An 18,081-nucleotide genomic window follows, 5' to 3' on the forward strand; every position below is an offset into this window, starting at 1 on the left:
ATCCCTGCTAGGCTTACGGCATGACCCCCGATAAGCAATCCCCCCTGGACAAGACCCGGATCCAGGCCGACACCCAGCATTGGCTGGAGAAGGCCGTGATCGGCCTGAACCTCTGCCCCTTCGCCAAGAGCGTGCATGTCAACCAGCGCCTGCGCTATGTGGTGAGCGAGGCCATGACGCCCGAGGAGCTGCTGCAGGAGCTGGCCCGCGAGCTGCTGTTCCTGCGCCGCGCCGACCCGGACGAGATCGAGACCACCCTGGTGATCCACCCGCTGGTGCTGCAGGACTTCCTGGACTTCAACGATTTCCTCGGCGCCGCCGACGCCCTGGTCGAGGACCTGGAGCTGGACGGCGAGCTGCAGATCGCCAACTTCCATCCCGACTACCAGTTCGGGGGCACCGAGCCCGAGGACATCAGCAACTACACCAATCGCTCGCCCTATCCGACCCTGCATCTGCTGCGCGAGACCAGCATCGAGCGCGCGGTCGAGACCATGCCGGACACCGACGCGATCTTCGAGAACAACATCGCGACCCTGGAGAAGCTCGGCCTGGAAGGCTGGAAGGCGCTCGGCCTCAAGTAGACGATGTCCTGATCTGACCGGCAGCGGTCCGGAAAGCGCGCGACGGCTGCCACTCGGCGGCCGATCATGAAGGCCTGTTCCAAGCCTTGGAGAGGCCCATGAAAACCGCCCTGCTGCTGATCGACATCCAGGAATCCTTCCGCCACCGCCCCTACTGGGACGAGACCGAGCTGCCCGCCTTCCTGGCGCGCACCAATGCGCTGATCGACGGCGCCCGCTCGCGCGGCCTGCCGATCGTGCGCATCCTGCACAGCGACGGCCCCGAGCAGGCCGACAACGCCTTCGCGCTGGCCAGCGGCCTGGTTCGCCCGCTGCAGGGCCTGGCCGACTACGCGCCGGCGGCCGAATTCATCAAGCATCGCCACAGCGCCCTGGTCGGCACCGGCCTGGCCGTCTGGCTGCACCAGCAGGGCATCCAGCGCCTGATCATCGCCGGCATCCGCACCGAGCAATGCTGCGAGACCACCACCCGCCATGCCAGCGACGAGGGCTGGGAAGTCGACTATGTGACCGAGGCGACCCTGACCTTCGCGATGCGCCATGCAGACGGCGAGCTGCTGAGCCCGGCGGCGCTGAAACTGCGCACGGAGACCGTGCTGCAGGACCGCTTCGCCGAGATCTGCAGCGTCGAGCGGGCGCTGGCGCGCGCCGGCGGCGATACTGGAGTGCATGTCCGCAATTGACGTCCTGCTGCTGGTCGAGCCGCATGCGCTGCTGCTCGATCTGGCCGGGCCGGCCGAGGCCTTCCGGCTTGCCAACCAGGCCCTGTGCGCCCGCGGCAGGCCCGAGGCTTTTCGGCTGCGCTTCATCGCGGCCAGCCCCGGCTGCGCCAGCTCGGTGGGCCTGGCGCTGAGCGGCCTGGAGCCGCTGCCCAACGCCCTGGCGCCCGACAGCTGGCTGCTGCTGGTCGGCTGCCGCAGCGCGCTGCCGGGCGAGGCCCGGCCGGACAGCGCCGCGCTGGCCGATGCGCTGCGCCTGCGCCGCTGGCTGGCGGCCCAGGGCCGCGCGCTGCTGGACGGCGGCCGGGGCCGGCTGCTGAGCATCTGCTCCGGCGCCCTGCTGGCGGCCGAGGCCGGCCTGCTGGACGGGCGCCGCTGCACCACCCACCATGAGCTGCTCGATGCGCTGCGCGCCGCCGCGCCGCGCGCCCAGGTGGTGGACAACCGCGTCTTCGTGTTCGACGGCCCGCTCGCCAGCAGCGCCGGCATCACCGCCGGCATCGACCTGGCCCTGCACCTGATCGCCGAGCGCTGCGGCGCCGCGCTGGCCGCCGGCGTGGCCCAGGTGATGGTGGTCTACCTGCGCCGCGGCGGCAACGATCCCGAGCTCTCGCCGATGCTGGCGCATCGACACCATCTGCACCCGGCCCTGCACCGAGTGCAGGACGCGATCTGCGCCGACCCCGCCGCGGACTGGAGCCTGGCGCGCATGGCCGCCGCCGCCCATGTCACGCCGCGGCACCTGAGCCGGCTGTTCGCCAGCCATGCCGGCGTCACGCCGCTGCACTATCTGCAGGCGATCCGGCTGGAGCGCGCCGGCCAGGCCCGCGCCCAGGGCCAGAGCGCCAGCCAGGCGGCGCTGCAGGCCGGCTTCAGCTCGGACCAGCAACTGCGCCGCGCGCGGCGCCGCCATGCGGTTTGACTTTTGAAAATGATGATCATAATATTATGTTCATCATAGACAGCTCGAGCCACCGATGGACCCCAAGCCCAGCCGCAAGGAGCAGACCCGGGAGCGCATCCTGGAAACCGCCGCCCGCGCGATCCGCCGCGGTGGCTACCAGGGCGTCGGCGTGGCCGACATCATGAAGGAGGCCGGCCTGACCCATGGCGGCTTCTATGCCCATTTCGAGTCGCGCGACGCGATGCTGGCCGCGGCGCTGGAGCGCGCCGGTCACGACGGCGCCGAACGGATCGGCCGGGCGATGGCGCAACGCCAGGCCCAGGGCGCCGATCCGCTACGTGCGCTGGTCGAGTCCTATCTGCATGAGAGCACCCTGGCCTCGCAGGAGAACGGCTGCCCAGTCGCCGCGCTGGCCTCCGAGATGCCGCGCCAGTCCGAGTTGGTGCGCGAGGCCTCGGCGCGGCGCGTCGCCGGCCTGATCGCGCGGGTGCGCCAGGTCCTGCCGACCGCCGCCCCGGCCGGCCGCGCCGAGGCCATCGCCAGCCAGTTGGTCGGTGCGCTGCAGCTGGCCCGCGCCCTGGGCGACAACGAGGCCGGCCGCGCACTGCTGGCCGCCAACCGCGAGGCCCTGCTGGCCCAGCGCGAGTCCTGATTCCTGCCGCCGCCCGCCCGGGCGGTTTTATTTACCCTTCAATATGACGATCGTCATAAATACGAAAGAGAGCTACCCATGAAGAACCTGCAAGACGCCACCCTGCTGATCACCGGCGCCAACCGCGGCATCGGCCTGGCCCTGGCCCGCGAGGCGCTGGCCCGCGGTGCGAAGAAGGTCTATGCCGCCGCGCGCGATCCGGACAGCATCACCCTGCCCGGTGTCGTGCCGGTGCGGCTGGACGTGACGCGCGACGAAGACGTGGCCCGTGTCGCAGCGCAGTACGCCGACGTGAACCTGCTGATCAACAACGCCGGCGTCGCCGAGACCGGCGGCTTCCTGGCGCCGGACGCGATCGAGTCCGCGCGGCGCCAGCTGGAGGTCAACTACTTCGGCCCGCTGCGCCTGGCACGCGCCTTCGCGCCGGTGCTGGCCGCGCAGGGCGGCGGAGCCCTGGTCAATGTGCTGTCGATCGCCAGCTGGATCAGCGGCCCGCTGCTGGCCGCCTACGCCTCGACCAAGTCCGCCACCTGGTCGATGACCAATGCGCTGCGCCAGGAGCTGGCGGCCCAGGGCACCCTGGTGACCGGCCTGCACATGGGCTTCGTCGACACGGACCTGACCCAGGGCATCGACGCGCCGAAAACCACGCCGCAGGCGATCGCCGCCGCGCTGTTCGACGGCCTGGCTGCCGGCGCGACCGAGATCCTCGGCGACGAGGTGACGCGCCAGGTCAAGCAGGGCCTGTCGGCCGGCGTCTACCTGCAGGCCCTGCCGCGCTGAGGCCCGCATGAGCAGCAGCAGCTCCACCACCACCGTCGACGATGCGCCCGCGGCGGCCGACCCCGGCCGCTCACCCTGGCCGGTGTTCTGGATCGCCAGCAGCGCGGTCTTCCTGGTCTCGCTGGACGGCACGATGCTGTTCGCCGCCTTCGCGGCGCTGCGCGAGGCCTTTCCCGCCGCCAGCGCGGCCGACCTGTCCTGGGTGCTGAACGCCTACACGGTGGTCTATGCCGCGATGCTGATCCCGGCCGGCGGCCTGGCCGACACGCATGGCCGCAAGCGCATCTTCCTGCTGGGCACCACCCTGTTCCTGGCGGCCTCGGCGGCCTGCGGCCTGGCGCCCAGCGTCGAGGCCCTGGTAGCGGCGCGGGTGCTGCAGGCGCTGGGCGCGGCGCTGCTGACCCCGGCCTCGCTGTCGCTGGTGCTGGCGGCCTTTCCGGTCGAGAAGCGTTCGGTGGTGGTCAGCCTGTGGGGCGCGGTCGGCGCGCTGGCCGCGGCGGTGGGGCCGAGCCTGGGCTCCCTGGTCACCGCGCATTGGGGCTGGCCCTGGGCCTTCTACCTGAACCTGCCGATCGGCGCGCTGGCGCTGTGGCGCGGCGCCGCGCTGCTGCGGGAACACCGCAGAGACGATCCGGCGGCGCCGCGGCGGCGCCTCGACCTGGTCGGCATGGGCCTGCTGATCCTGGGCGTCGGCGCGCTGACCCTGGCAATCGTGCAGGCCGAGGCGCGCCATTGGCGGCGCGAGGAGCTGGGGCTGATCGCCGCGCTGGGCGTCGCGGCGCTGATCGCCTTCGTCGCCTGGGCCCGGGTGGCGCGCGCGCCACTGCTGGACCTGGCGCTGTTTAGCCATGCCACCTACCGCTATGTGAACCTGGCGACCCTGGCCTTCGGCACCGCCTTCGCGATGATGTTCTTCGCGTTCTTCTTCTACATGACCTCGATCTGGCATTACAGCCTGCCGCTGGCCGGTCTGGCGGTGACGCCGGGGCCGCTGCTGGTGATGCCCGCCGCGATCCTGAGCGGCCGGCTGGCCGCGCGCCATGGCCATCGGCCCTTCCTGGTCGGCGGCGCCCTGGTCTATGCGGCCAGCGGCCTGTGGTTCCTGCGGGTGCCGGGGGTCGAGCCGGCCTATCTGACGCAATGGCTGCCGGGCCTGCTGCTCAGCGGCATCGGCGTCGGCATGGTGCTGCCCTCGCTGGCCGCCGCCGCGGTGGCGCGGCTGCCGGCCCCGCACTACGCGGTGGGTAGCGCGGTCAACCAGGCCACGCGCCAGATCGGCGCGGTGCTGGGCGTGGCCCTGACGGTGCTGCTGCTGGGCCACGCCGGGCTGGCGCGCGCCGATTTCACGCCGCTGTACGCCGCCCATGTGGCGCTGGCGCTGCTGACCGGGGCGCTGTGCCTGCCGGTCAACACCCGTCCGGGCGCGGCCCGATGAGGCCCGGGGCCAGGTCTTGCCTGGCCCCATCCCCTCCCTGTTCTGGTAGCCCCTCGGCCCGATGGATGAATCCAACGCACGAAAGTGCCTTCTTGGCATAGACTGGCCGCTCAGGGGGTAAAACATGCACGAGCCACGAGATGGCGCGTCCGCTTCCGTCTGGCGATCCTGCTTGAGGCCGCGCGGCCACTGACCCGCGCCGACGCCCGATGGACGAGCGCCTGTATCAAACGTCGCTGGTCTGCCGCGTACACACGCGGCTGTGCGCCCTGCCGCTGATCCACGTGCTCGAAACCCTGCGGCCGCTGCCGGTCGAGCCGCTGGTCGACGCCCCCGCCCATGTGCTGGGCCTGGTGCGCATCCGCGGCCAGTCGCTGCCGGTGGTCGACCTGGCCGGCCTGCTGGGCATGCCGGGCGTGGCGCCGCAGCGCTTCGTCACCGTCGCGGTGGGCCGGCGCCGCGCGGCGCTGGCGGTCGGCGAGGTGCTGGGCCTGCGCGAACTGCCGCAAGGTGGCAGCGAGCCCCTGCCGCCGCTGCTGCGCGAGGCCGCCAACGAACCGGTGCAGGCGATCGCCCGCCTCGATGCCGAGCTGCTGATGGTGCTGAACGGCGCCCGGCTGCTGCCGCCCGCGGAGGTCGCCGCATGACGCCGGGCCATCTGATCGCCGAGGTGGAGCGCCTGCGCGGCCTGGTCGCCGCGCGCCTGGGCCTGCGCTTCGAGACCCGCCAGCTGCCCTGGCTGGCCGAGGTGCTCGCGCGCTGCGCCGGCGGCCCGCCGCAGGACTATCTGGACCGCCTGGCCAGCCAGCCGGCCGAGCTGGACGCGCTGGCCCCGGAGCTGACGGTCGGCGAGACCTACTTCTTCCGCCATGCCGAGCAGTTCCAGGCGCTGCGCCTGGTGGTGCTGCCCGCGCTGCTGCGCGCGCGCCGCCCGCTGCGGCGCCTGCGCGTGCTGTCGGCCGGCTGCGCCAGCGGCGAGGAGGCCTATTCGCTGGCGATCTGCCTGCAGGCCCAGCTGGGCCTGGAGCGCGAGCCCTGGGACTGGCAGGTGCAGGCGATCGACCTCAACCCCGAGGCGCTGCGCAAGGCCGAGCTGGCGCGCTACGGCGCCTGGAGCCTGCGCGAACTGCCCGAGGCGCTACAACAGCCCTGGTTCCATGCCCAGGGCCAGGAGTTCAGCGTCGACATCGCGGCGCGGCGCCATGTGCAGTTCGAGCGCCGCAACCTGTGCAGCGAGGACGCCGAGTTCTGGCACCCCGGCGGCTTCGACATCGTGTTCTGCCGCAATGTGCTGATGTACCTTACGCCCGAGGCGGTGCGCGCCGCGCTGGCGCGCATCCGCCGTTCGCTGGCGCCCGACGGCTACCTGTTCCTGGGCCATGCCGAGTCGCTGCGCGAGCAGGACGAGGGTTTTCGCCTGGAGCACAACGAGGGCTGCTTCTACTACCAGCGCAGTGCGGCGTCCGAGACCGCCCCGCGCCCCGCGCCGGTGGCGGCGACGCTCCCGCCGACCCCGCCGCCGCGCGCCCCGCAGCCGCCCGCGCCGGCCAGGCCGACACCCGAGCCGCTGCTGGAGCTGCTGCGCCGCGAGCGCCATGACGACGCGCTGGCGCTGACCGCGGCCCTGGCCGCCAGCGCGCCTCCGGACCCCGCCCTGCTGCTGCACGAGGCCCTGCTGCTGGCCCAGCAGGGCCGGCTGGACGAGGCCGAGCGCGCCTGCGAGCGCCTGCTGCCGCTGCAGGCCGCGCCGGCGCAGCGCGCCGCCACCCATTACGTGCAGGCCCTGTGTCTGGAGGCGCGCGACGATCCAGCCGGCGCCGCGCTGCGCTACCGCCAGGCCGCGCGGCTGGATCCCGGCTTCGCAATGCCGCGGCTGCGCCAGGGCCTGCTGGCGCGCCGCCGTGGCGAGCTGGCGCTGATGCGCACCGAGCTGGCCTCCGCCGCGCGGCTGCTGCGCGACGAGGACGAACACCGCCTGCTGCTGTTCGGCGGCGGCTTCGGGCGCGAGGCCCTGCTGGCCCTGTGTGAAGGCGAACAGCGCGGAGCGATCGCATGAAGGAGACCGAGGAGCTGCAGGCTCAGGTCGCGCAGTGGCGTGCGGCCTTCGATCGCGCCTTCGCCGAACCACCGCCCGAGGCCGGCCCGCCGCCGCTGGACTTCCTCGGCCTGGGGCTGGGTGCGCAGCCGCATGCACTGCGCCTGGCGGAACTCTCGGCGCTGCAGGCGCTGGCCGGCGTCACGCCCTACCCCGGTGCGCCTCCCGAGCTGCTGGGCCTGGTCTCGCACCGCGGCGTGGTGCTGCCGCTGTACGACCTGCGCGCGTTGCTGGGCCTGGGCGCGGCCGAACGGCCGGCCTGGCTGGTGGTGCTGAAGCAGGCGCCGCTGGCGCTGGCCTTCGAGCGCTTCGACGGCCATTGGCGGCTGCCGGGCGAGGCGTGCGTGCCGGCCGGCGAGGCCGCGCGCGACCCGCTCCGGGGCCAGGTCTTGCGTTGCCCCGGCGAGGGCACCGAACAGCTGCGCTCGGTGATCGACCTGGGCGCCGTCGCGGCGCTGCTGCGCCCCCCCAACCCATCCTGACACCACGACAAGGAGCCGGCCATGTGGACCTTTGGCAGAAAGATCGCGCTGGGTTTCTCGCTCTCGTTCCTGCTGCTGCTTGTGATGGGCTTGTTGTCCTATCGTGGCGTCGGCAAGCTGGCGGATACCAGCCTCCGGGTCTCACATACCCATACGCGCCTGGACCAGTTGAGCAGCCTGATAGGCTCCCTGCGCGACGCCGAAACCGGCCAACGCGGTTTCATGCTGACCAGCCAGGAGCCTTATCTGGAGCCCTACCGCAATGCGCTGGTGGAGATCCCGCAGCAGATAAGCGAGCTGCGGCGGCTATGGGCCGACAACCCGGAACAACTCAAGCGCCTGACCGGCCTGACACCCATCATCGACACGATTCTGGAGCTGCACAAGGACCGCATAGAGATGCGCCGCCAAGCCGGCAGTGACGATGCGGTGCAGCGCTCGGTCAAGCTCGGCGAGGGCAAGCGGCTGATGGACGAGATCCGGCGCCGCGTGGATCAGATGGAGGACAGCGAGCGTTCACAGTTGAAACAGCGTGCCGAGGACGTCGACTCCGTGGTTTCCGACGTGCGGCAAATCATCACACTGGGAACCCTGCTCGCGCTGGTCTTCGTCGTGGGCGCCGGCTACACCCTGACCCGCGCGCTCGGCACCCAGATCGGCGCGGCGGTGCGCCATGTGCAGCGCAGCTCGGCCGAGCTGCAGACCGCGGCCAACCAGCAGGCCGCCGGCGCGCGCGAGTCCTCCACCTCGATGAACGAGATCACCACGACGATCACCGAGCTGCTGGCCAGCTCGCGCCAGATCGCCGACAGCGCGCAGCGCGTCGTCAGCATCGCCGAGCAGACCGCGGCCGCGGCGCGCCATGGCGAGGGCACCCTGCAGTCGGCGCACCAGTCGATGGCCGGCATGCGCGACCAGATCGACCTGGTGGTCGACCATATGCTGGACCTGGGCCGCAAGTCGCAGCAGATCGGTGCGGTGCTGGACATCGTCGGCGAGCTGGCCGAGCAGACCAACATCCTGGCGATCAACGCGACGATCGAGGCCACGGTGGCCGGCGACTCCGGCAAGCGCTTCGGCGTGATCGCCGATGAGATCCGCAAGCTGGCCGACCGCATGGCGGCCTCGACCAAGGAGATCCGCAGCCAGATCGACGAGGTGCGCGGCGCGGTCAACAGCACCGTGATGGCCACCGAGACCGGCTCCAAGGCGGTCGAGGCCGGCGCACGCCAGTTCGGCGAGGTGACCACCGCGATCGGCCAGATCGCCGGCATGGTCGGCAACACCACCGAGGCGGCGCGCGAGATCGAGCTCTCCACCAAACAGCAGGCCACCGCGGTCGAGCAGGTCAATATCGCGATCGCCAACACCGCCCAGGCGGCGCGCGAGACCGAGGCCAGCTCCGGCCAGACCCTGCAGACGGTGTCGCAGCTGGCCGGCATGTCGCGCGAGCTGCTGCGCCTGGTGCAGCCGCAGCAGACGGCGGCCTGAGGCGGCGAGGCCAGCGACCATGTCCGGCAAGGATCCCTACCGCTACTTCCGGATCGAGGCGCGCGAGCTGCTCGACCAGATCGGACGCGGGCTGCTGGGGCTGGAGGGCGCGCCGGACCTCGAGGCCGCCGCGGCCGCGATCGCTCAGCTGCTGCGCCTGGCGCACACGCTGAAGGGCGCGGCGCGTGTGGTGCGCCTGCCGGTGATCGCCGAGCAGGCCCATGCGATCGAGGACATCCTGACCCCGCTGCGCGACCAGGCCGCGATGCCCGCGCCCGAGCAGATCGAGGCGCTGCTGCGGCTCAACGACGCGATCCTGCAGGCCCTCGCGACCCTGGCCGGCCCGGTCGCCGCCGCGGCACCGGTGACGCCGGCCGCGAGCGGCGGCGCACCGGCCCTGGCGCTGGAGGCGCTGAAGCCGCTGCCCGACGAGCTGGACGGCCTGCTGGCCGCGCTGGATCAGGCGCATCTGCAGCTCAACACCCTGCAGCAGGGCCTGGGCCTGGCGCGCCAGGCGCGCGGCGCGCTACGACAGCCGCAGGGCGGCGCGGCCGATGCCGCCGCGCTGCTGGCGCGGCTGGAGCGCTTGCTGGACGGTGGCCTGCACCGGCTGGGCCGCGAGCTGCAAGGCCTGCGCGAGGGCGCCGAGCAGCTGCGCCTGCTGCCCGCGGCGCCGCTGTTCGGCGCGCTGCAGCGCAGCTGCCGCGACGATGCGCTGGCCCAGGGCAAGCAGGTGCTGTTCGAAGCGGTCGGCACCGAGGTGCGGCTGGAGGCGGGCCTGCTCAGCGGCGTGCAGGGCGCGCTGCAGCAGATGCTGCGCAATGCGATTGCCCATGGCATCGAGACGCCGGAGCGGCGCCTGGCAGCCGGCAAGCCGGCGCAGGGCCGGCTGCGCCTGACGATCGAGCGGCGCGGCCGCCTGGTGCTGTTCGCCTGCAGCGACGACGGCGCCGGCCTCGATGTGCCGGCGCTGCGCCGCGCCGCGCGCGACAAGGGCTGGCCCGAGGCCGACGGCGACGAGCCGGCCCTGATCCAGCGCCTGCTGGCCGGCGGGCTCAGCACCGCGGCGCGGGTCGACGCGCTGGCCGGCCGCGGCGTCGGCATGGACGTGGTGCGCGACACCGCGGCGCGCCTGGGTGCGCGGCTGGCGCTGCGCAGCGAGGCGGGACGCGGCATGACCCTGGAGCTGCTGGCGCCGCTGCAACTGGCAGCGCTTGAGACCCTGGTGGTGGAGGCCGGCGGCCGCGCCCACCATATCCCGCTGGACGCGGTGCGCCGCGTCGTGCCGGCCCAGGAGTTGTGCGAGGCCGGTCTGCTGCTGGACGGCGAGCTGCTGCCCTACGCGCCGCTGGCCGGCGCGCTGGCGGCCGAGGGCGGAACGGCCGCGCCGGTGGCGAGCGCGCTGGTGCTGGAAGCCGGCGAGGCGCGCGCGGTGCTGGGCGTCGAACGCCTGGCCGGCTCGGCCAGCGTGGTGCTGCGACCGCCGCCCGAGCTGCTGCCCGACAGCCCGCTGGTGGCCGGCGTGGTGTTGGATGCCGCACAGCAGCCGCGCCTGGTGCTGGACCCGGCCGGCCTGATCGCCCATGCCGGCGCCGCGCGGCGCACGCCGGCCGCGGCGCGCGCGAGCCGCGGCGCGGCGGCACCGACCGTGCTGGTGGTCGACGACTCGCTGACCACCCGCATGCTGGAGCAGAGCATCCTCGAATCGGCCGGCTACCAGGTGCACCTGGCGGTCTCGGCCGAGCAGGCGCTGGAGGCGGCGCGGCGCCAGCGCTACGACCTGTTCCTGGTCGATGTGGAGATGCCCGGCATGGACGGCTTCGGCTTCATCGAGCTGACCCGCGCCGACCCGCAGCTGCGCCAGGTACCGGCGATCCTGCTGAGCTCGCGCAACTCGCCGGAGGACAAGCGGCGTGGCCGCGAGGTCGGCGCCAGCGCCTACATCGTCAAGAGCGAATTCGCGCAGAACGAATTTCTGCGTCAGGTGCATGAACTGGTGAGGGCGGCCGCATGAAGACCCTGCGCGTGCTGGTGGTGGAGGATTCCGCGACGGTGCGCGCACATATCTGCGCGGTGCTGGCGGCCGAGCCGGACATCGCCGTCATCGGCCAGGCCAGCGACGGCCAGCAGGCGATCACGCTGTGCCAGCAGCTGCGCCCGGACGTGATGACGATGGACATGATGATGCCGGAGCTGGACGGCCAGGCCGCCACCGAGGCCATCATGGCCCAATGCCCGACGCCGATCCTGATCGTCTCCTCCTCGACCAACCGCGGTGAGCTGCTGCGCACCTACGAGGCGCTGGCGGCCGGCGCGGTCGAGGTGCTGGAGAAGCCCGACGGCCGCCAGGCCGACGGGGTCTGGGAGCGCCGCCTGGTGACCCTGCTGCGCCTGGTGGCGCGCATCCCGGTGATCACGCATCTGCGCGCGCGCGTCGCGCCGCGCAGTCATGCGGCGCAGCTGCCGCCGGTCGCCGGCGGGCCGCGGCGCGTGCTGCTGGCGCTGGGCACCTCAACCGGCGGGCCCGGCGCGCTGGTCGATATCCTGCGCGCGCTGCCGGCGCCGGCGCCGCTGCCGATCCTGATCGTGATGCACATCAACGAGCTGTTCAGCGCCGGCTTCGCCGAATGGCTGGATGGCCAGAGCCCGCACCAGGTCGCCTATGCGCGCGGCGGCGAGAGCCTGGCCGAGGCGCGCGGCCGCGTGCTGCTGGCCCCCTCCGGCCAGCATCTGCTGCTGCATGCCGGGCATCTGCAGCTCAGCTGCACCGCGCCGCGCCATTCCTGCCGGCCCTCGGTCGACCTGCTGTTCGAGTCACTGGCCGCGGAGATCGGCCCCGGCGTGGTCGCCGCGCTGCTGACCGGCATGGGCCGCGACGGCGCGTCGGGCCTGCTGGCGATCCGGCGCGCCGGCGGCCTGACCCTGGCGCAGGACGAGGCCAGCTGCGTGGTCTACGGCATGCCGCGCGAGGCGGTGCTGCTGGGCGCGGCGCAGCAGATACGGCCATTGCAGGAGATCGCGCCCGCGCTGATCGCAGGCAGCGGTGTGGCATGGGAAGGGAGGGCCTGATGAGCGATTGCGTCTTCATCGTCGAGGACAGCCTGACGGTGCGCATGGACCTGCGCGAGGCGCTGGAGCATGCCGGCTTCGACTGCGTGGACTGCGCGAGCCTCGCGGCGGCGCGCGCCGCGCTGACCGAGCGCCGGCCCGATGTGGTGCTGCTGGACCTGCTGCTGCCCGACGGCGAGGGCCTGGCCTGGCTGGCCGAGCTGCGCGCCGCGCCCGGCGGCGCGGACTGCGTGGTGCTGATGCTGTCCAATGTCAGCGAGGCCGGCGACCGCCTGCGCGGCCTCGGCCACGGCGCGGACGACTATGTCGGCAAGCCCTACGACCGCCATTACGTCGTCGACCGCGCCCGCGAGCTGCTGCGCCAGCGCCGCGGCGCTGTAGCGACCGAGCCGAACCGGCTGCTGCTGATCGACGACAGCGAGACCTTCCGCCAGGTGCTGCGCGAGGCGCTGGAATCGGCCGGCTACCGCGTCAGCCTGGCGGCCAGCGGCGAGCAGGGCCTGCGCAGCGCCGCGGCCGAGCGGCCCGCGGCGGTGATCGTCGACCGCCAGCTGCCCGGCATGGACGGGGCCGAGGTGATCCGCCAGCTGCGCATGGACCCGGCCCTGCGCCATCTGCCCTGCGTGCTGCTGACCGCCTCCGAGGACGCCGACGCCGAGCTGCAGGCGCTGGAGGCCGGCGCCGACGCCTTCGTGCGCAAGCAGGAGGATGTGGAGCTGATGCTGGCGCGGCTGGCCGCGGTGCTGCGCAGCGCCGCCGCCAGCGCGCCGGCGCAGAGCGCCAGCCTGTTGGACCCGAAGCGCATCCTGGCGGTGGACGACAGCCCGACCTTCCTGGCCGAGCTGGCCTCAATGCTGCGCGACGAGGGCTACGACGTGCTGGCCGCGCGCTCCGGCGAGCAGGCGCTGGAGATGCTGGCGGCACAGGGCGTGGACTGCGTGCTGATGGACCTGAAGATGCCGGGCATGGGCGGCCAGGCCGCCTGCCGCTTCATCAAGGAGGACCCGGCACTGCGCGACATCCCGCTGATCCTGCTGACCGCGGTGCAGGACCGCAGCGCGATGCTGGCCGGGCTGGAGGCCGGGGCGGACGACTTCGTCGCCAAGTCCGGCGAGTTCGAGCTGCTGAAGGCGCGCGTGCGCGCGCAGCTGCGCCGCAAGCAGTTCGAGGACGAGGCGCGCCGCAGCCGCGCCGAGCAGCACCACAACGAGCTGGAGGCCGCCGCCGCGCGCGCCGCCCGCGCGCTGGCCGATAGCCGCGCCGAGCTGCTGGCGGCGCTGGAGCAGAAGAACGCGACCCTGGAGCAGATGAATGCCGAGCTGGTGCGCGCCAGCCAGGCCAAGACCAATTTCCTGTCGACCATGTCGCATGAGCTGCGCACGCCGCTGAACGCGATCATCGGCTTCTCGGCCATCCTGCGCGACGGCATGGCCGGCGACCTGAGCGAACGCCAGCAGGACTTCGCCGGCCATATCCACGAGGCCGGCCAGCATCTGCTCTCGCTGGTCAACGACATCCTGGACCTGGCCAAGATCGAGGCCGGCAAGGTCGACCTGGAGCTGGCGCCGCTGGAGCTGGACGCGCTGCTCAACGACACCCTGGTGGTGGTGCGCGAGCGCGCCCGCGACCAGGGCATCAGCCTGCGCGTGCAGGGCATCGGCGCGGGCCGGCAGCTGCGCGCCGATGCGCGCCGGCTGCGCCAGATCCTCTACAACCTGCTGTCCAACGCGGTCAAGTTCACGCCGCGCGGCGGCGAGATCGTGCTGCAGGCAAGCCTGGTCGGGCGGCTGGAGGCCAGCCAGGGCTGGCCCGGCTTCCCGGCCGGGCGGCGCATGCCGCTGCCGAACAACGGCTTCCAGCGCTTCGTGCAGATCAGCGTCACCGACACCGGCGCCGGCATGACCGCGCAGGCGCTGGAGCAGCTGTTCAAGCCATTCAGCCAGATCAAGGGCGAGCGCAGCGCCGAGCTGGAAGGCACCGGCCTGGGCCTGGCCACCGCGGCGCGCCTGGCCGAGCTGCACGGCGGCTGCATGGCCGTCAGCAGCGCACCGGGCAGCGGCACCTGCCTGAGCTTCTGGCTGCCCTGGCGCGAGCCGGAAACGGCCGAGCCGCCGCCGCGCCCCGAGCCGGCCGACACCGCGGCGGCGCCGTTGCCGCCACCGGCCGCCAAGGCCGCGCCAACGCTGCCGGCCGCCGCATCAACCGCCGCCGCCCCGGGCAACACCCGACCCCGCGCGCTGGTGGTGGAAGACAACGAACATGCGGCGCTGCTGATGCAGGCGCAGCTGGAGGCGGCCGGCTTCGAGGTGCATCTCGCGGCCTCCGCCGAGGCCGCGCTCGACGGCGCCGGCGTCGGGCTCGGCCGCCCGGACCTGATCACCCTGGACGTGCGCCTGCCGGGCATCGACGGCTGGGAGCTGCTGAGCCGTTTCAAGGCCCTGCCCGGCTGGGCCCATATCCCGGTGGTCGTGGTGTCGGTGGACGGCGGCCATGAGGTCGGGCTGTCGCTGGGTGCCGCCGCGGTGCTGCAAAAGCCGATCGACCGCCAGGAGCTGAACCAGGAGCTGGAGCTGCTGGGCTTCAAGCCGACGCCGGCGCGCGAATTCCTGGTGCTGGTGATCAACGACGAGCCGGTCGAGCTGGAGCAGATCGGCGGCTACCTGAGCCGCCCCGGCTTCTCGGTGCTGCGCGCCTATGGCGGCACCGAGGGCATCGAGCTGGCGCGCCGCTACCGGCCGGACCTGATCGTGCTGGACCTCCTGATGAGCGGCGTCGGCGGCATCGAGGTGGTGGAGGCGCTGCGCCAGGACGCCAAGACCGCCAGCATCCCGGTGATCGTGATGGCGGCGCGCGACTTCAGCGAGCAGGACCGCGAGCGCCTGGCCAGCCATGTGCAGAGCGCGCTGAACCGCCGCGACGGCGCCAGCAACCGCTTCCTCGGCGAGGTCCGGCGCGCCTTCGCGCGTTCGTCCTGGGGCGAGCTGGAGTAGCGCACCACCCGCACTTGTTCACCTGCGCTGTGGACAACTGTGTTGGCAGACCCGGCAAAGCCGGCGCAAGTGATTGATCCGACAGGGGTTCGCTTGCCCTGCACAAAAACAAGGCAGTGGCTGCGCCGCGCCGCTCGCTCACCCGACCCCGGCTCCGGGCATCCCGATGCTCGGCCGAGGCCTCAAGGGGTGTAGACCATGTGGACCTCGAAGCGGAACTCGTTCTCCCCCGCGTCGAGCGGCGTCACCAGCAGCGACAGCACCAGATCGCTGCGCCCCTCCTCGGCGCTCCAGAGGTCGACCAGCGCCGTCCAGCGCGAGCCCTGCCATATGCAGACCGAGCTCTCCCAGCTTTGCTCCGGCAGCTCGACCAGGGTCGCCCCATAGTCCCGCACACTGTCCCGGGTATGTGCGGCCGTCGCGGCCGATACCGGCTCGAGATGGGGGGCGTCGATCGTGCTCAGCCCATGGTCCCCGCGCGCCAGCGCGCCGCAGATCTCGCGGATCAGCGGGCGCCAGGCCGAGGGGATCGGCCGCTCGGTGCTGCCGTCGCGGAGCGCCGGGATGTCGGCCGCTTCACTCGACATACACCGCCGTCCCGCTGGCCGAGACCATCAGCATGCCATTGCCCTGCCCCAGCACCTCGTAGTCGAGGTCGACGCCGACGACCGCATTGGCGCCCAGGGCCTGGGCGCGCTCGTTGAGCTCCTTCAGCGCGATGTCCCGCGCCCGCTGCAGCTCGCGCTCATAGGTCGCCGAACGCCCGCCGACCACGTCGCGGATGCCCGCGAACAGGTCCTTGAAGACGTTCGCGCCGAGGATCGCCTCGCCGGCAACCACGCCGAAATAGCGCGTGATCTTCCGGCCCTCGATGCTGGGCGTGGTCGTGATGATCATCGGAAGTCCCTCCGGTCCGGGTTAAAAACGACTGGCGATTGAAGTCCGGCGGGGGCGGCCCGTCAATCGCACCGTGGAGGGACAGGGGCGCCGCCCTGATCAATCAACCCAGCCGGCGCGCCGGCTCCCGCTGGTGCAGGAACTTCGTCAGCAGGTCGCGCGGCGGCGCGACCGAGATGCCTTTGAGCACCTGCCCGACATTGCCGCGGTGATAGGCGCCATGGCTGAGCACATGGAACAGCATCTCCTCGCGCGTCATCCGGCCCGGGTCGCCGTCGGTGAAGCGGAAGGCGAGGGGTTGCGCCAGCGCCGGCGCATCGATGCCGGCGACATAACCCTCGTACCAGAGGTCGGTCTCGGCGACCGCGAAATGCAGCTCGTCGAGCGCCGGCGTCGCCTCGGTGTTGGAGGCCTGGTAGCCATGGCTTTCGCCCAGCAGGTGGGCGCGGAAGATCCGGTCCACCACATAGATATGGTTCAAGGTCCGGATCGCGCTGTGGATCGCGTCCGCATGCCGCTCGGACGCGGTGGCCGAGGCCATGACGTCGAACAGTTCCCGGTTGGCCCAGGACTTCTGGACGAAGAGCGTGGTGAGGATGTGCGGCTGCCACATGGCGATGGTCCTTGCGTCGTGTGAGGCGGGCTGGGAACGGGCGAAGCGCCATCTTGCCATCGCGGCGTCAGCTATCGTTTTCGCCGGATCACGAAGGCGTTCTCCGCCTGCTGGAAGCCGACGCGCGGGTAGTAGGACATCGCATCCGGTGCCGACAGCAGGATCAGCGACACCTCCTCGCCGATCACCGCCCGGGTGCGGCGGATCAGCTCGGCGCCGACGCCGCGGCCCTGCAGCGCCTTGTCGACCGCCAGGTCGGAGAGATAGCAGCAATACGCATAGTCGGTCAGCGCACGGCTGACGCCGACCAGGCGGCCGTCCAGCCAGGCGGAGATGACCAGACTGTTTGGCGCCGCGAACATGCGCGCGATCCGCGGCAGGTCTGAAGTCGGGCGCTTGAGCCCGGCGGCGTCGAAGACCCGTGCGACCTCGACGGGGTCCAGCGGCTGGTTGTGGCGGTACTCGATCGCTTGCTCGGACATGAGTCTTCCTTGTTTGATGGCGCCGGCCCGGCCCTATGCCGCCAGAGTCTTGCGCATGAACACCCGCGCGCTGCCCAGCGGGAAATCCTCCAGCCGGCCGAAGGGCGCATAGCCCTGGCGCGCATAGAAGGCCTCGGCCTGCCAGCCGAAGGTGTCCAGATAGGCGTAACGGGCGCCCAGCTCGCGCGCCCGCTGCTCGCCGGCGCGCAGCAGCGCGGCGCCGAGCCCCTGGCCGCGCCGGGTCTCGTCCACCCACAGGATCTGCAGCTCCAGCCAGCCCAGATAGACCTCGCCGACCAGGCCGCCGATCAGCGCGAGGCCGTCGCGGGCACAGAGCCAGAGCGGCTCGAAGGCCAGGTCCGGCCGGCGCGCGCGGTTGAAGGCGCGCAGCCGGGCGCAGACCTGTTCGGCCTCATCCTCGGTGGCGGTCACAATGGTCGGGGCCGTCATCGTCAGGCCTCCTTGCCGGCAGCGGCGGCCGCCGCCAGCCGGACGTAATGCTCGACCCGCTGCCCCTCCAGGTCCTCGAGGCGTCGCAGCTTCAGATGGCGGCGCAGCTTGCCGCTGCCGCTCAGCAGGCCGTATTCGTCCGGCAGGCTGGCGCCCTGGCCGAACTCCAGCGTCACATGGGCGGCATAGGCGAACAGGCCGCAGCAATGCGGCCGCCCCGGCGCGGCGAACAGGATGCCGCCGTACTTGACCTCCTCGGTCGCGTCCTTGATGGTGCGCTGGATCAGCCGGCGCGCGGCCGAGACCAACTCGAAGTTGTACTCGCTGCCGAGCCGCAGGTCGTCGAGCAGGCGGGCTACACGGGGATCGGTCATGGGTGGCAATGGCAATGGGGCGATCCGCCAAGTATGCGGCCTGCGCCCGGCAAGACCTGGC

The 18,081-nt window shown here is 72.3% G+C and carries 19 protein-coding genes; 13 read left to right on the forward strand and 6 right to left on the reverse strand.

Features of this window, described 5'->3' with window-relative positions; translation table 11 throughout:
* Window positions 1-20: 20 nt before the first annotated feature.
* The 13 genes from G8A07_RS22845 to G8A07_RS22905 all read left to right on the forward strand — a co-directional run bounded on the left by G8A07_RS22845 (window position 21) and on the right by G8A07_RS22905 (window position 15,204).
* The gene (locus G8A07_RS22845; RefSeq protein WP_195794232.1) at window positions 21-584 is read left to right on the forward strand and encodes a DUF1415 domain-containing protein; all 564 of its coding nucleotides are present in this window, start codon (window positions 21-23) and stop codon (window positions 582-584) included.
* 98 nt (window positions 585-682) lie between these two features.
* Complete coding sequence (locus tag G8A07_RS22850; RefSeq protein WP_195794233.1) at window positions 683-1,267, forward strand: cysteine hydrolase family protein; 585 nt, start codon at window positions 683-685, stop codon at window positions 1,265-1,267.
* Window positions 1,254-2,225 (forward strand): GlxA family transcriptional regulator, encoded by a 972-nt coding sequence (locus tag G8A07_RS22855; RefSeq protein ID WP_195794234.1) that lies wholly within the window; start codon window positions 1,254-1,256, stop codon window positions 2,223-2,225. The genes G8A07_RS22850 and G8A07_RS22855 overlap by 14 nt, the downstream gene beginning before the upstream one ends.
* A 55-nt stretch (window positions 2,226-2,280) precedes the next feature.
* Window positions 2,281-2,859 carry a TetR/AcrR family transcriptional regulator gene (locus G8A07_RS22860; protein WP_195794235.1) on the forward strand — a complete coding sequence of 193 codons (579 nt, stop codon included), beginning with the start codon at window positions 2,281-2,283 and terminating at the stop codon, window positions 2,857-2,859.
* Between the two features lie 78 nt (window positions 2,860-2,937).
* Window positions 2,938-3,642, forward strand: a complete 705-nt coding sequence (locus tag G8A07_RS22865; protein WP_195794236.1) for an SDR family oxidoreductase — start codon at window positions 2,938-2,940, stop codon at window positions 3,640-3,642.
* A 7-nt stretch (window positions 3,643-3,649) separates the two neighbouring features.
* The gene (locus G8A07_RS22870; protein ID WP_195794237.1) at window positions 3,650-5,077 is read left to right on the forward strand and encodes an MFS transporter; all 1,428 of its coding nucleotides are present in this window, start codon (window positions 3,650-3,652) and stop codon (window positions 5,075-5,077) included.
* A 209-nt stretch (window positions 5,078-5,286) separates the two neighbouring features.
* Complete coding sequence (locus G8A07_RS22875; protein ID WP_195794238.1) at window positions 5,287-5,724, forward strand: chemotaxis protein CheW; 438 nt, start codon at window positions 5,287-5,289, stop codon at window positions 5,722-5,724.
* Window positions 5,721-7,133 carry a CheR family methyltransferase gene (locus tag G8A07_RS22880; RefSeq protein WP_195794239.1) on the forward strand — a complete coding sequence of 471 codons (1,413 nt, stop codon included), beginning with the start codon at window positions 5,721-5,723 and terminating at the stop codon, window positions 7,131-7,133. Before G8A07_RS22875 ends, G8A07_RS22880 begins: the two co-directional genes overlap by 4 nt.
* Window positions 7,130-7,654 (forward strand): chemotaxis protein CheW, encoded by a 525-nt coding sequence (locus G8A07_RS22885; protein WP_195794240.1) that lies wholly within the window; start codon window positions 7,130-7,132, stop codon window positions 7,652-7,654. The genes G8A07_RS22880 and G8A07_RS22885 overlap by 4 nt, the downstream gene beginning before the upstream one ends.
* A gap of 21 nt (window positions 7,655-7,675) precedes the next feature.
* Entirely contained in the window at window positions 7,676-9,145 is a 1,470-nt protein-coding gene (locus tag G8A07_RS22890; RefSeq protein ID WP_195794241.1) for a CHASE3 domain-containing protein, read from the forward strand.
* 19 nt (window positions 9,146-9,164) lie between these two features.
* Entirely contained in the window at window positions 9,165-11,159 is a 1,995-nt protein-coding gene (locus G8A07_RS22895) for a response regulator (RefSeq protein WP_195794242.1), read from the forward strand.
* Window positions 11,156-12,214 carry a chemotaxis-specific protein-glutamate methyltransferase CheB gene (gene cheB, locus G8A07_RS22900; protein ID WP_195794243.1) on the forward strand — a complete coding sequence of 353 codons (1,059 nt, stop codon included), beginning with the start codon at window positions 11,156-11,158 and terminating at the stop codon, window positions 12,212-12,214. Before G8A07_RS22895 ends, cheB begins: the two co-directional genes overlap by 4 nt.
* A complete protein-coding gene (locus G8A07_RS22905) occupies window positions 12,214-15,204 on the forward strand; it encodes a response regulator (RefSeq protein WP_195794244.1) in 2,991 nt (996 codons plus the stop codon). Before cheB ends, G8A07_RS22905 begins: the two co-directional genes overlap by 1 nt.
* 182 nt (window positions 15,205-15,386) lie before the next feature.
* On the opposite strand, the gene G8A07_RS22910 is transcribed toward G8A07_RS22905, so the two are convergent.
* From G8A07_RS22910 to G8A07_RS22935, 6 genes are all read right to left on the reverse strand, one after another.
* Window positions 15,387-15,791 (reverse strand): hypothetical protein, encoded by a 405-nt coding sequence (locus G8A07_RS22910; RefSeq protein WP_195794245.1) that lies wholly within the window; start codon window positions 15,789-15,791, stop codon window positions 15,387-15,389.
* Complete coding sequence (locus G8A07_RS22915) at window positions 15,781-16,101, reverse strand: heavy metal-binding domain-containing protein (RefSeq protein WP_195794246.1); 321 nt, start codon at window positions 16,099-16,101, stop codon at window positions 15,781-15,783. Before G8A07_RS22915 ends, G8A07_RS22910 begins: the two co-directional genes overlap by 11 nt.
* A 103-nt stretch (window positions 16,102-16,204) precedes the next feature.
* Complete coding sequence (locus G8A07_RS22920; protein WP_195794247.1) at window positions 16,205-16,714, reverse strand: DinB family protein; 510 nt, start codon at window positions 16,712-16,714, stop codon at window positions 16,205-16,207.
* A gap of 71 nt (window positions 16,715-16,785) precedes the next feature.
* Window positions 16,786-17,196, reverse strand: coding sequence for a GNAT family N-acetyltransferase (locus G8A07_RS22925; RefSeq protein WP_195794248.1), 411 nt, complete (start codon window positions 17,194-17,196; stop codon window positions 16,786-16,788).
* Between the two features lie 33 nt (window positions 17,197-17,229).
* Complete coding sequence (locus G8A07_RS22930) at window positions 17,230-17,646, reverse strand: GNAT family N-acetyltransferase (RefSeq protein ID WP_195794249.1); 417 nt, start codon at window positions 17,644-17,646, stop codon at window positions 17,230-17,232.
* A gap of 2 nt (window positions 17,647-17,648) precedes the next feature.
* The gene (locus tag G8A07_RS22935) at window positions 17,649-18,020 is read right to left on the reverse strand and encodes a DUF1801 domain-containing protein (RefSeq protein ID WP_195794250.1); all 372 of its coding nucleotides are present in this window, start codon (window positions 18,018-18,020) and stop codon (window positions 17,649-17,651) included.
* Between the last annotated feature and the right edge of the window lie 61 nt (window positions 18,021-18,081).

This window comes from Roseateles sp. DAIF2, from assembly GCF_015624425.1.
Taxonomy (GTDB): domain Bacteria; phylum Pseudomonadota; class Gammaproteobacteria; order Burkholderiales; family Burkholderiaceae_C; genus Kinneretia.